Genomic DNA, 13379 nt, shown 5'->3' with positions numbered 1-13379 from the left:
TCAGTCGCCGTCGAGGAGGGTGTCGACGGCGAGGTCGAGTGCGACACCGACGGAGTCGGGGACCGGAACGCTCTGGCCACGTTTGAAGCGCTGGGGCACGTCGTACTTCCCGTCGACCGGGTTCTGGTGGAGCAGCACCTCGTCGTGTTTGCGGTCGACCACGATGTAGACCGGGATGCCGGCCTGCGCGTAACTCTCGACCTTGGGGCCCAAGTCGTCGGACCAGTTCGAGGACGTCACTTCCATGACCAGGCGGAAAGCGTTCGGGGCGTAGCAGTTCTTCTGAACCAGAGCCTCGCGGAAGTCCTCGTCGACGACCGAGAAGTCCGGGATCGCGTAGTCGTCAGGCAGCGCAGGCAGCCAGAGGCCAATGCCTTGGACATATCTGAGCCCGGCTTTCCGTGCACCCGCCCCTCCAAATGCTTCAACCAGCCAAGACAACGACAGCGCATGCGAGCCATCCGGCGGCGGTGTCACAACGAGCCTCCCCTGGAGAATCTCCACGCGGTGCCCAGGCAGTGCACGGGAGAGCTGTTCGGCGGCTTCGCCCAGCGTCAGCTCGTGTTGCAGTACGGCCACGGCATCCTCCTTTTCAGGGGTCACTCTTCATGAGCGTAACCGGGGGCGTGCGCTTTCCACCCCCGATCACCCAAACGGGGCAATCGGCCAGCTCAGAACGCATCGCTCGGCACATACGTCCCCCAAACCCCCCGCAACGCGTTGCACACCTCGCCCACCGTCGCGCGGGCGCGCAGGGCGTCCTTCATGGGGTAGAGGACGTTGTCCGTGCCCTCGGCCGCCTTCCTGAGGTCGGCGAGGGCCGCGTCCACCGCCGACTGGTCACGCTCGGCGCGGAGCTTGGTGAGGCGTTCGGCCTGCTGGGCCTCGATGGCCGGGTCGACGCGGAGGGGCTCGTACGGCTCCTCCGCGTCGAGCTGGAAGCGGTTGACGCCGACCACGACCCGTTCACCGGAGTCGGTCTCCTGCGCGATCCGGTAGGCGCTGCGCTCGATCTCGCCCTTCTGGAAGCCGTGCTCGATCGCGGCCACCGCGCCGCCCAGCTCCTCGACCCGCGCCATCAGTTCGACCGTGGCCGCCTCGACGTCGTCGGTCATCTTCTCGATGACGTAACTGCCGGCGAAGGGGTCGACCGTCGCCGTCACGTCCGTCTCGTACGCCAGGACCTGCTGCGTCCGCAGCGCCAGGCGCGCGCTCTTGTCCGTCGGGAGCGCGATCGCCTCGTCGAAGGAGTTGGTGTGGAGCGACTGCGTGCCGCCGAGAACCGCGCCCAGGCCCTGGACCGCGACGCGCACCAGGTTCACCTCCGGCTGCTGGGCGGTCAGCTGGACCCCGGCGGTCTGGGTGTGGAAGCGCAGCATCAGCGACTTCGGGTCCTTCGCGCCGAACTCCTCCCGCATCACCCGCGCCCAGATGCGCCTGGCCGCGCGGAACTTCGCGACCTCCTCCAGGATCGTCGTACGGGCGACGAAGAAGAAGGACAGGCGGGGGGCGAAGTCGTCGACGTCCATGCCGGCGGCCACGGCCGTGCGGACGTACTCGATGCCGTCGGCGAGGGTGAACGCGATCTCCTGCGCGGGCGAGGCACCGGCCTCGGCCATGTGGTAGCCGGAGATCGAGATGGTGTTCCACTTCGGGATCTCGGCCTTGCAGTACTTGAAGATGTCCGCGATCAGCCGCAGGGAGGGCTTGGGCGGGAAGATGTACGTGCCGCGCGCGATGTACTCCTTGAGCACGTCGTTCTGGATCGTGCCCGTCAGCTGATCGGCCGGGACGCCCTGTTCCTCCCCCACCAGCTGGTACATGAGCAGGAGCAGCGCCGCGGGCGCGTTGATCGTCATCGACGTGGACACCTTGTCCAGCGGGATGCCGCCGAACAGGATCCGCATGTCCTCCACCGAGTCGATGGCCACCCCGACCTTGCCGACCTCGCCGTGCGCGATCGGCGCGTCCGAGTCGTGGCCCATCTGGGTGGGCAGGTCGAAGGCGACCGACAGGCCCATCGTGCCGTTCGCGATCAGCTGCTTGTAGCGCGCGTTCGACTCCACGGCCGTGCCGAAGCCCGCGTACTGACGCATCGTCCACGGGCGGCCCGTGTACATCGACGGGTAGACACCGCGGGTGAAGGGGTACGCGCCCGGCTCGCCCAGCTTCTCGGCCGGATCCCAGCCCTCCAGAACCTCGGGTCCGTAGAGGGGCTCGATGGGCAGTCCGGACTCCGACTCGCGCGCCATTGGTGTGCCTCCCGCTGAAGTTACTTACTGGTAGGTCCGACCCTCGCCACGGACTGTAGCGGCGGCCGTGCGCGGGATGGAGAGGACCGCGCTGGGACCTTGCTCACAGGCTTCATCGCTCTCAGGATTCATTGCTCACACGCTTCATTTCCCAGGATGGCGCGTCGTTCGCAACCGGGCGCGCCTGGGGAGCATCTCAGGGGACACGACGACGCACCGGGGGTTGGAATGCGTACGACTGGTATGGGGAGATCGCTGGCCGCCCTCGTGGCACTCGTCGCGGTGGGTGGCTGTACGGCCCAGGCCGTGGACGCGAACGGGAGCACGCACGGGAGCACGCGGGGAAAGACGCCGGGCAGCACGCGGAGCAGCACGCCGCCGTCCGCCTCGAAGACGGACCGTTCGGCCACGCCCGGGGACGACAAGCCGGGCACGACGCCGTCCGCCGCCCCCAAGGTCCTCTGGTCCCGCGGCGACAAGGGGAACGACGTCCGCGAGGTCCAGGCCCGGCTGCACCAGCTCGCCTGGCTCATCCCGGCGCCGACGGGGAGGTACGACACCTCGACGGTCACCGCGGTGAAGGGGTTCCAGGGCAAGCGCGGGCTGCCGCGGACCGGCGAACTGGACGCCGTCACCTGGGAGCGGCTGCGGGGGATGACGCACAAGCCGGCCGCGTGGGAGTTGTACCCGTACGGCGGGCAGCCCGCCGCGCGGCCCGACCCGCGCTGTATGACGGGCCGGGTGCTGTGTATCAGCAAGACGAGCCGCACCCTGCGCTGGATGATCGACGGGAGGACGGTCTCGGAGATGGATGTGCGGTTCGGCTCGCAGTACACGCCGACCCGCGAAGGGGTCTTCAGCGTCTACTTCAAATCGCGCTACCACGTGTCGACGATCTACCACACGTCCATGCCGTACGCGATGTTCTTCAGCGGCGGCCAGGCGGTCCACTACTCCCCCGACTTCGCGGCCCGCGGCTACTACGGCGCCTCGCACGGCTGCGTCAACGTACGGGACGAGGGGAAGATCGCGGCGCTGTTCGCGCAGGTCCGAGGCGGGGACAAGGTCGTCGTCTACTGGTGACGGCCGGCCCGGAGAGGGCGGAAGAGGTGATGGGGCGCGGGCGGGACCGGGGGAACGTGTCCCGCCCGCGCCGATGTGCACCAGGCCTGGGTACGGGGGGAACCCCGGCTCGGTGCGACGGCCGATGACCAGTCGGCTCACCCAGTACTGCGTCGGCGCGACCGAAAACGTCACACCTGGGGGGAAGAAAATTCCGAGGGAGTGAGAAACCGCAGTTCAGAGAGCAGATTGCAGGGTTCGCCGGAGTCCGGGTGGCTGAGAACGCACCCGGGACGGATGACCGAAAGCCTGCTCGGGAGGTCGGCGGCAGCGGGTGCTCAGGAAGTCGGCGGGAGCGGGTGCTCAGGAAGTCGGCAGCAGCGGCGCGACGACCGAACGCGGCGACGGGGCGAGGATCCCGTTGTGGCCGTGATGGCCCCCCGAGCCGCCCGAGCCTGTGTGGCCGTCGCCGTCGCCGCCGTTGTCCCCGCCACCGGAGCCGTCGCCGGAACCGCCCCCGGCCCCCTGGTCGGAGCCGGAGTCCGAGCCCTCGTCGCCCTGCCGGCCCTGGTCGCCCCGGTCCTCGCCCGCGTTGGCGCCCGTCCGGCCCAGAATGCCCTTGCAGTACTTCGTCACGCGCCGGACGCCGCCCGCGGCGTCCACCAGGACACGCCTGCGGCCGGACTCCAGGGTCTTGCCGTCCAGCACGTCGCGGCAGTTCGCGCGTGTCTTGGCCCACCACTCGCGGGCGCGGGCCGACCGCCCCGCATCGGAGGAGTCGGGCTGTCCGCTCGGCGCGCCGGGCCCCTGGGCCTCGTCGTCGCCGGGGGCACCGGCGCCGGTTGGCGCGCTCGTGGTGGCGGCCGGGACCGGCACCTCGGAACCGTCGGTCTTCGACGCTCCCGGCGACGGCGTGAGGAACGGCTGTCGCGGTGTCTGTGCCGCGGAAATCGTCGCGGCCGGGTGTGGCGAGTCGTCACGGAACGGAGTCGGCAGCACTCCGGTTCCGGCCGCGACGGCGACCCCGCCGATCATGCCCGCGGCCAGCGCGGCAACGATCCCGAGGCGCACCGGACGGCCCCAACGGGGCCCCCGCGGGGCCGGAGCCGGACGGCCCAGCCGGATGAGATCCGAGTCGGCGGAGTGGGCCGCGGCCCTCGCGCGCACCCGTCCGCCGCGCTGGGCGACCTCGCCGTTCCGGCCCGCGCGCGCCTGCTGGAACGCGGCCAACGCGGCAGCCTCGCCGGGGAGTTCGGCACTGGTCGGCGCGGGTTCGTGGGCCAGCGCACCGAGCACGTCGGCGAGCCGCTTGGCCCGGCCCTGGGTGTCGGCGTCGACGGCTTCCAGCGGCTCACCACGCAGCAGACGCTCCGCGGCGTCACGGTCCAGCCACTTGTCCTGCTCGTCGGCCATCACATGTCCTTCTGCGTCCGCGAACGCGTATGCGTCACACCCGCGGACGTCACCGCGCGTGTGCGCGACTCTCTTCGTGACTCTCTTTGTGGGGGGACGGCACCGAGGCCGCCCGCGGATTCCGGATCCGCGCCGAGCAGCTCCGCGAGCCGCTTGAGACCGCGGTGGGCCGCGGTGCGGACGGCTCCGGGGCGCTTGCCGAGGGTCTCGGCCGCGGTCTTGGCGTCGAGGCCGACGACCACGCGCAGCACGACGGCCTCCGCCTGGTCCTGGGGGAGTTGGGCGATCAGCGAGAGGGTGCTGTCGGTGGCCAGCGCCTCGATCGCCTCGCCCGCGGTGTCGGAGTCCCCGGCCTTCGTGGTCAGTTCCGTCTCGTCACCGCCGATCGCGGGGCGGCGCCCGCGCATGCGTATGTGGTCGAGGGCGCGGTTGCGGGCGATCCGGGCGGCCCAGCCACGGAAGCGGTCCGCGTCACCGCTGAACCTCTCCAGGTCACGGGCGATCTGCAGCCAGGCCTCGGACGTGACGTCCTCCGCGTCCGGGTCACCGACCAGCGTCCGTACGTATCCGAGCAGCCGTGGGTGCACCGAGCGGTACACAGTCCGGAACGCGGTCTCGTCCCCGTCCTGTGCCGCAAGCACCGCGGCGGTCAGCCCCGCGTCGTCCCCCAGCACCGCGCGCCCTTCTGCGCCTCAGCCGGCGCCGCTTTCGCGGACCGGGTTGCTCGCCGTTGTGGTTCCTCAATTGGTGGTTGCGGTCCTAGGCCCCTCATGGGTGCGGTTGTCGGTCCTCCGCACCCCGGCGCGAATGGCACGTTACGGCCTGAAACCGCTCCCCGTCCATGTTCGTACAGGATGCAACTAACTGGTGACACAGCGAGGTGTGACAGAAAACGCAGCCGCGGCGCTGTAGAGAGTACGGGTCGCCGCGCGGCCCGTGCCGCGCGACGGTCGGGGCCTCTCCTGTGGGGGGTGGCGGCCCCGGCCGTTGCCATCGGCCCCTTGACTCTCCTCGAACTCGCGCCCCGGTCGGCGCTGCTCGCGCGGTCGCCAGTCGTCGCGCCGCCGGGTCCGCGCCCCGCTCGCCCCGAATCCCTTGGCGTCCAGAGGCCGTTGGGCGTCACACCCCGGACTCCCCGTCGGCGCCGAGCTGCTGCGCCAGGCGCTTGAGGCCACGGTGGGCGGCGGTGCGGACCGCGCCCGGACGCTTGCCGAGGACACGGGCGGCGGCGGGACCGTCGAGGCCGACGACCACCCGCAGCAGTACGGCCTCGGCCTGGTCGCGGGGCAGCCGTGCGACCAGTTCCAGGGCGCGCTCCGTGGAGAGGCTCTCCAGCGCCTGGTCGTGGGTGCTGTGGGTGCCGGGCAGTTCCAGTAGGTCGTTCTCGAGCCCGGTGGCCCGGGGCCGTACCTTCTGCCTCCGCAGATGGTCGAGCGCGCGGTGCCGTGCGATGGTCGCGGTCCAGCCGCGGAACCCCGCCCCGTCCCCCTTGAACCGCCCGAGGTCCCGCGCGATTTCCAGCCAGGCGTCGGACGCCACGTCCTCCGCGTCGTCCCCGACGATCCCGCGCACGTACCCGAGCAGTCCGGGCTGCACGATCCGGTACGCCAGCGCGAAGGCCGCCTCGTCCCCCTGCTGCGCCCGCGCCACGGCCGCACCGAGCTCACCGTCGTACGCCTGTACGCGGCGGGGTTCCCCTCCCTGGCCCAACGCTGTCCTCGTTCGCCCCGAGTCGGTCAGAATGCGCACCGTGCGGCACGGTCGGCCGTGCCAACGCCCACGTGGTCATCTGCGTCGGGCCCCACAGAAACGTCACAGCCCGTCAGGCGCCCCGGGCGTCCCTCGGAACACGTCCTGGCTCAGGCGTCCGTCTCCACCGGTTCGGGCAGCGGCGCCGACCGCGCCTGCGGGGCCGGCATCCGGTCCGCGTTCACCACGATCCCGGCGATCAGCGCGGCCAGCAACAGCGCTCCCATCGCCCACCAGGTGGCCACGTTGAAGCCGTGCACGGCGGCCCGGGAGGCGAGGGCGCGACGGTCGACGCCGGGGGCCGCGTGCGCGGTCACGTACCGGGTCGTCACGCTCGCGGCGATGGTGTTGAGCAGCGCCGTACCGATCGAACCGCCGACCTGCTGGGCGGTGTTGAACGTGGCGGAGGCCGCGCCCGCGTCGCGGGGCGCGACGCTCACCGTGGCCAGCGAGATGGAGGTCATCATCGCCGTGCCCATGCCGAGGCCGAGCATCAGCATGCCGGGCAGGATGTGCGAGGCGTACGCGGGTGCCACCCCGACCTGCGCGATGATCGCCAGCGCGCCCGCGGCCAGCAGCAGCCCGGGGACGATGAGGGCGCGCGGCGGCACCCGGTTCAGGAGGCGGGCCGCGACCTGCGTGGAGCCGGTGATCATGCCGACGGTGATGGGGAGATAGGCGAGCCCGGTCTTCATCGGCGAGTACCCGAGCACGCGCTGCATGTAGTAGGTGAGGAAGAGGAAGACCCCGAACATCCCGATGGTCACGAAGAGGATGGTGAGGAACGCCCCGACCCGCTGCCGGTCCCTGACCACCGACATCGGCAGCAGAGGCACCCGGGCGCGGGTCTGCCAGAAACCGAACACGCCGAGCAGCACGACCCCGGCGGCCAGCAGTCCGAGGACCAGTCCGTCACCCCAGCTCCTCGACTCCGCCTCCGAGAAGCCGTAGACCAGCGAGAGCATTCCGGCGGAGCCGAGCACCGCGCCCGGCACGTCCAGGCGCGCGTCCTCGTAGCGGCCGCCGCCGCTGAGCACCGCCAGGGCGCCGGCGAACGCGACCAGGGCGATGGGCACGTTGACGTACAGGCACCAGCGCCAGTCCAGGTACTGGGTGAGGAAGCCGCCCGCGAGCAGCCCGAACGCCGCGCCCGCGCCGACGATCGCGCCGAACACGCCGAACGCCTTGCCGCGTTCCCCGGGGTCGGTGAACGTCGTGGTGAGCAGCGACAGGGCGGCGGGAGCGAGCAGCGCGGCGAACACGCCCTGGAGGGCGCGCGCCCCGAACAGCATCCCGGAGTTCGCGGCCGCGCCGCCCAGCGCGGACGCGGCGGCGAAGCCCAACAGGCCGATCATGAAGGTGAGCCGGCGACCCGCGAGGTCGGCGATCCGGCCGCCGAGCAGCAGCAGTCCGCCGAAGGCGAGGGTGTACGCGGTGATGACCCACTGCCGGTTGCCGTCCGACATGTGCAAGTCGCTCTGGGCGGAGGGCAGGGCGATGTTCACGATGGTCATGTCGAGGACGACCATCAACTGGGCGAGCGCGATGACAACGAGCGCCCACCAACGGCGGTTGTCGGCCACGAGGCCTCCCGGGTCCGGCGGTTGCCCTCATGTTCACTCCGGAGACCGCCGTTTGGGAACGGTCGCGTACCTTAAGAACGGGCAATCTCGCCGCCGTTCGGCGCGCGTCCCCCTATCCCACGGCCTCGCGGCACAGCAGCCGCAGCGAGCCTTCGCCCGCGTAGCAGCGGCGGGCCTCGTCGATGGGGTCCCACAGGCGCCCGTCGGGGGTGCGCAGCCAGTGCTCGCCGCCCGTCTCCCACCACTCGGCGCCGGTGCGCCGGACGACGACCTCACCGGCGTACGCGCCGAAGCCGCGCAGCACGGTGTGGACGGCGGCGTACGGCGCCCCCTCCCGGCGTATCTCCTCGATCAGCCGGTCGACGCGCCACAGGCTCTGCGCCGAGTAGTCGAGGCGCAGCCGGGCGCCCTCGCGCATCGTCGCGACGGTGTCCGCGGCCCAGCGCACGGGCTTGGTCGCGGCGGAGGGCCTGGTCGCCCGGATCGGGTTCGCACTCGTTGCGTTCACACTCGGAAGAGCGCCTTCCGGACGGGATTCGTCACGCGTCCCGGGCGCCTTCGCGACACCGGCCCAGGACCCCCATCTCCGGCCCCAGGACGGTCACAGGAACCCCTCAGGGAAACAGGTTTACGACCGTCCGCGCGCCCGGCGCGACACCACCGCGCGCAGGACGCGCCGCCCCTCCGTCGACACCTCCAGGGCGGGGCGCAGGCCGCCCGCGCCACGGCCCGCGAGCAGTTCCAGGACGGCGACCTGGCGGCGGAGTTCGGCCGCGACGAGGGGGCCGTCGGCGGCGACATCGAGGAGCCGGTGGATCTGCAGGGCCGCCGCCGAACAGGCGTCGGCCCAGGCGCGCAGGGCGGAGACGCAGGGGTCGTCGGGGGCGGTGCCGAGCATGCGGCGGGCGAGTGCGGCGGCGCGGTCCTCGTCACTCACGGAGGCCTCGGTCTCGGTCTCGGCCTCGGTCTCGGCTCCTGGGCCGGATCCGGGAGCGGATCCAGGGGCGGGGCCGGGGGCTGCGGAGGGGTCGGCGGAGTCCAGTTCCGCCCGTGCCTTGGCGAGCCGTTCGCCCCAGGCGTCGCCGTCCGCGCCGCCGTCCGCGAGGCTCGACCAGAGCGGCCGCAGGACCTCGTCGTCGCCGCCCAGCAGGGGCACGCACCGATCCAAACAAGCCAGCCCGCTCGCTGCCAGACCACGCTCGTCGGCCTGAGCGATCAGGTCCACCAGGCTCATCACGCCTCCCTCGACAGGGCGCTCCCGCTTACGGAGCCCGCACTTTCCCTTACTGCGTGCTCCGGAGCGTGAGTGTCACAGGGGCACCACTCCGAGCCGGTCGAGGAACCGGAAGAGCAGGTTTTCGGCCAAGGGGTCGGCGTCCGCGGTCAGCACGGCGAGCAGCGGCTCGGCGACCACCGTGTGCCCGGCCTCCGCGGCCCAGGCGACGGCCCGTGCGGCGGCGTCGGAGGGCTCCAGGAAGTAGTCGTCGACGGTGAGCCCCTCCTCGTTCTGCCCGAGGTGCGCGGCCATCGCCGTGCGCGCCAGACAGGTCGTCCACGCGCCGCTCCCGGGCCCGGCCGCCTCGACGACCACACAGTCGCTGTTCATGACGTACCCGAAGAGCGCGGGCGCGCCGGTCTCCCGGGCGAGCGTGTTCATGCTCCCGACGTCGCCGTCACCGCTCGGGTACTCCCAGACCTGCCAGCCGTCGGGCGCCGTGGTCCGCAGCACCATCCCGTGCGCCGCGCCCAGCGCGTCCAGCTCCGCGAGCGGCCGCTCGCTTCTGCCCACGACGTAGTAGCCCCAGTAGCCCATGCCGGTTTCCCCCCGGTGGTGTTTCGGTTCGGCCGCGCCGAATACACCACAGGGACAAGTGAATTGGCCAGGGAATCAGCCGAACCGGCGCGCCGCCTGCCTCCAACGACCCAACGCCGACGGTCAGCGGTGGTCCCGGACGACCGCCGGGACCGGCTCTCCGGGCGGCACCGGGCCGCGCAGGGCCTTCTCGTTCTGCATCCGGGTCAGGCGCAGGACGACGAGGATGGCGAGCACGGCGGCCACCACGCCGGTGACGTCCGCGAACAACACGTCGCCCGCGGCGACGTAGAGCTCTGTGGCGGTCTCGGCCTTGCGGTAACTCTCGAACCCGGCCCGGCCGGCAACCAGCGTGATGATCCACATCGCCCACCAGGCGTTGACGAGCCCGTGCGAGGTGCGGGAGCCGGCGGGACGGCTCGCGTCCCAGGTGTTCAGCATGATCCGGCGCGGGAACCAGAGGCTCACCACCGGCACGAACCAGCCCCAGCCCACCCAGGCGCGCCCCAATTCATGCCCGAACGGGTCGAACACCTCGGCGTTGATCCGCGTCCGGTAGAACCAGACGAGGTAGAAGACGACCGTGGCGGCCAGGGAGGCCAGCTGCACGACCCCGGCCGCGGCCATGACCGAGTCCGCGTGGTCCGCGTCCCGCTGGAGGGCCTCGCCGGCCCCGCCGTCCAGGATGGTGCCCGTGACGTCGTACACCTTGACGCCCGCCCGGATCGCGAAGAGATCCACGGCGACGACCACACCGAGCAGCACCGCGACCGCTCGCCCGAGGCCCACCGGCGAGCGCAGCCGGGCAACCCCGTGCGGGGGCACCATCGTGCCCCCGGGCACGGGCATGGGCGTACTGGACATGAAAACCCCCCGAATCACCGGCGCGTGAGACCGCGCCGGCACAAAAAGCCGGGCGCGCCCTCCCCAAGGCACACCCGGCACACGAATCACAGAGAAGATACGCCTCAGCCCAGCCGGTTCGCCAGATTCTTGAAGTCCGTCCAGGACAGCGCCGGCCGGCCCGGGTCCCAGAGTTTCTGGATCGTGGCGCGCAGCGGCATCCTGATCCCCGCCGCCACCTGGTCCTGGGTCTGGGAGTTCGCGCGGTCGGACCAGACGGCGAAGCTCCCGCCGAGGATCTGGCCGTCGTACTTGGCGGGGACCGGTGTGGTGCCGCGGACGACGAGCGGGGTCCACTGCTCGTAGATGCGCTGCCCGGTCGGGTAGACGAAGGTCTGCGGCTCACCGAGGACGTAGTAGAGGTACTCGTCGTTGTAGTTGATGAGTTCCCGGCCCGCGCTCAGGTACTCGACGGGCGGGCGCGCGCCGAGTTCCTTGCCCGTCCAGTACGCGACCTCCAGGTCCTTGTCCGCCTGGACCGTGCCGCCGCGGAAGAACCCGTCGTTCCAGGCCCGTGCGGTCCGGTCGTGGCCGCGCACCACCTGGGCGCGGGCGTTGAGCCAGCCGGTGGTGAGGTCCGCGACGGTGGCGCCGGGGCCGTAGGCCTGCTTGGCGGCGGCTGCGAGCTGAGGGTAGGAGGTCGACGGGCTGGCCACGGTCAGGGCCTGGTACTCGTCGCCGCCGAGGTGCCAGTACGGGCGGGGGAAGAGACCGGTGTACTCGCCCAGCAGGTCGTCGACGATGGAGGCCGCGGCGGGCTTGGAGATGTCGACGGTGCCGCGCGGGGCGGTTCCCGCGACGCTGCGCAGCTGGAGGTCGGGGTGGGCGGCGATCACGGCGCCGAGGTGGCCCGGCGAGTCGATCTCGGGGACCACATGGATGTGGCGGCTCTCCGCGAGGGCGACGATGTCGCGAACGTCCGTCTTGCTGAGGTGGTCCTTCGACACGATCTCCGGGTGGGTGTCCGACTGGATGCGGAAGCCCTGGTCGTCGGAGAAGTGCAGCCCCAGCTCGTTGTACTTCAGATCGCCCAGTTCCCGGATCCGGTCCTCTATCCAGGCCGCGGAGTAGGGCTTGCGCGCGATGTCGAGCATGAACCCGCGGCGCGGCTTGGCGGGCTGGTCGCGCACGACGCCCTCGGGCGCCGTACCGCCGCCGTGCACCTCCTGCTTGAGGGTGCGGGTGCCGTAGAAGACGCCCGCCTCGCCGGGCGCGGAGATGGTGACCCGGCGGTTCTTGACGGTCAGGGTGTACGACTCCGGGTCGGCGCCGCCGGTGTTCAGGCCGAGTTCGACGTCACCGTCCTTGGCCGCCGTCTGTCCGGCGTACGACATTTTCAGCTCGTCGGCGAGCAGCTTTCCCTCGTCGGCGAGGCCGGCGTCGCCGACGACCACGCGGGCGCCCGCCGCGGGACGCCAGCCGGGGCCGCGCGCCGGGGTGTGCTCGCGTACGGCGGGGATGGTGCGCGGGGTCTGGGAGAGGGGGTAGGTCCGGGTCGGCGTGGGAGACGGTGGGGGCGCGGTCCCGGTCCGGTTCGCCGACCCGGCCGCCGTCCGGCCGGGATCGACGCTCGCCCCGGTCGGCGCGCCGGCGTCACCGGACGGCCACAGCGTGACGGTCGCCACCACGGCACCCGTCACCACCGCCACGCCGACCGCTATCAGTACCGGTCGCTTCCCGTCCTGCACCGGCGCCCGTCGTCGCCTGCCCGTGCTCACCGCACCACGCCCTTCGCTTCGGTAACCGAGGCCTACGCCCTGACGTACGCATCGAGCGCCCCGTACACCTCACGTCGTACACCCCCGGACGTTCCACGGTCCCCCTCTCCACATCACCCGTCCACCGCAGGTTCCGAAACTCTCCCGTCCGGGTGAAATTCGGGCATCCGTCGGACACGTCCCGTCAATCGTGGATAACGTGGCGGCACAACTCTCACTTCTTCCCCTGCCACACCACACGTGACGTTCACAGGACATCACGGCATCCCGTCGACATCCCACCGCCGAGGACCCACGCTGCCTTCGCACCGTCTTCCACGCCTCCCCGGCCAGGTCGCCCCACCCGAGCAGAAGAGCGTGCCGTCGTCCCCGGCGCGCCTGGAGCCGTTCAACTCAGCGCCCGCCGACTCCGTCGTGCGCGCGCTCCTGAGTTGCTGCCGCAGCCTGCGCTGGGCCCACCGGCTGGCCGATCACCGGCCCTACCCGGACCTGGACGCCTTCCTCGCCGCGGCCGACGAGGCGGCCTACGACCTCACCCCGGCCGACCTGACCGAGGCCCTCGCGGGCGAGTCCCTCACACTGCTCCCGGACGGCGCCTACTCCGCCGCCCACACGGCCCTGAGCGCGGCCCACGCGGCCTACGAAAGCCGATTCGGGCACGTGTTCGTCATCTGTCTGGATGACTTCTCCCCAGAGGAATCACTGGATCAGGTGCTGGCCGGAATCCGATCACGATTGACAAACGATCCCGAAGAGGAGCGGCTCGTCACGGCGGAGGAGCTGCGCCGTCTGGCCAGGGGGCGCCTGACGCGCCTCCTCGGGGACAAGGGGCCCTGGGCCGTCCGGAATAGCCCGAACGTGCCTGATTGATTGCCAGTTTGATCAC

At 71.6% G+C, this 13379-nt stretch carries 13 protein-coding genes; 2 read left to right on the top strand and 11 right to left on the bottom strand.

Going from position 1 to position 13379, the window contains the following annotated elements:
* Together OG798_RS32790 and OG798_RS32785 are read right to left on the bottom strand one after the other, a co-directional pair.
* A complete protein-coding gene (locus tag OG798_RS32790) occupies positions 1-579 on the bottom strand; it encodes a Uma2 family endonuclease (protein WP_267062667.1) in 579 nt (192 codons plus the stop codon).
* Positions 580-671: 92 nt separating this feature from the next.
* A complete protein-coding gene (locus tag OG798_RS32785) occupies positions 672-2252 on the bottom strand; it encodes an acyl-CoA mutase large subunit family protein (protein WP_097224984.1) in 1581 nt (526 codons plus the stop codon).
* 228 nt (positions 2253-2480) lie between these two features.
* Between OG798_RS32785 and OG798_RS32780 the strand changes: the two genes are divergently transcribed.
* Entirely contained in the window at positions 2481-3335 is an 855-nt protein-coding gene (locus tag OG798_RS32780) for a L,D-transpeptidase family protein (RefSeq protein ID WP_121415232.1), read from the top strand.
* Positions 3336-3677: 342 nt separating this feature from the next.
* Here OG798_RS32780 and OG798_RS32775 read toward each other — a convergent pair whose 3' ends face one another.
* From OG798_RS32775 to OG798_RS32735, 9 genes are all read right to left on the bottom strand, one after another.
* Complete coding sequence (locus OG798_RS32775; RefSeq protein ID WP_097224986.1) at positions 3678-4727, bottom strand: hypothetical protein; 1050 nt, start codon at positions 4725-4727, stop codon at positions 3678-3680.
* Positions 4727-5401, bottom strand: coding sequence for an RNA polymerase sigma factor (locus OG798_RS32770; RefSeq protein WP_095852967.1), 675 nt, complete (start codon positions 5399-5401; stop codon positions 4727-4729). The genes OG798_RS32775 and OG798_RS32770 overlap by 1 nt, the downstream gene beginning before the upstream one ends.
* 445 nt (positions 5402-5846) lie before the next feature.
* Positions 5847-6437 (bottom strand): RNA polymerase sigma factor, encoded by a 591-nt coding sequence (locus tag OG798_RS32765; RefSeq protein WP_095852968.1) that lies wholly within the window; start codon positions 6435-6437, stop codon positions 5847-5849.
* Between the two features lie 149 nt (positions 6438-6586).
* Complete coding sequence (locus OG798_RS32760) at positions 6587-8059, bottom strand: MFS transporter (protein ID WP_095852969.1); 1473 nt, start codon at positions 8057-8059, stop codon at positions 6587-6589.
* A gap of 112 nt (positions 8060-8171) precedes the next feature.
* Entirely contained in the window at positions 8172-8567 is a 396-nt protein-coding gene (locus tag OG798_RS32755) for a hypothetical protein (RefSeq protein ID WP_095852970.1), read from the bottom strand.
* Between the two features lie 120 nt (positions 8568-8687).
* Positions 8688-9293 carry a hypothetical protein gene (locus OG798_RS32750; protein WP_121415235.1) on the bottom strand — a complete coding sequence of 202 codons (606 nt, stop codon included), beginning with the start codon at positions 9291-9293 and terminating at the stop codon, positions 8688-8690.
* Positions 9294-9368: 75 nt separating this feature from the next.
* Positions 9369-9872: a hypothetical protein gene (locus OG798_RS32745; protein WP_121415237.1), complete on the bottom strand. Its 504-nt coding sequence runs from the start codon at positions 9870-9872 to the stop codon at positions 9369-9371.
* A gap of 123 nt (positions 9873-9995) precedes the next feature.
* A complete protein-coding gene (locus OG798_RS32740; protein WP_267062664.1) occupies positions 9996-10736 on the bottom strand; it encodes a DUF4328 domain-containing protein in 741 nt (246 codons plus the stop codon).
* A 104-nt stretch (positions 10737-10840) separates the two neighbouring features.
* Positions 10841-12493, bottom strand: coding sequence for a beta-N-acetylhexosaminidase (locus OG798_RS32735; RefSeq protein WP_257016609.1), 1653 nt, complete (start codon positions 12491-12493; stop codon positions 10841-10843).
* A gap of 357 nt (positions 12494-12850) precedes the next feature.
* Here OG798_RS32735 and OG798_RS32730 point away from each other — a divergent pair, with 357 nt between their 5' ends.
* Complete coding sequence (locus OG798_RS32730) at positions 12851-13363, top strand: 2-oxo-4-hydroxy-4-carboxy-5-ureidoimidazoline decarboxylase (RefSeq protein WP_267062663.1); 513 nt, start codon at positions 12851-12853, stop codon at positions 13361-13363.
* The last annotated feature ends 16 nt before the right edge of the window (positions 13364-13379 follow it).

This window comes from Streptomyces sp. NBC_00271 (assembly GCF_036178845.1).
GTDB lineage: Bacteria > Actinomycetota > Actinomycetes > Streptomycetales > Streptomycetaceae > Streptomyces.
This window is presented reverse-complemented; position numbering and strand designations above follow the sequence as displayed.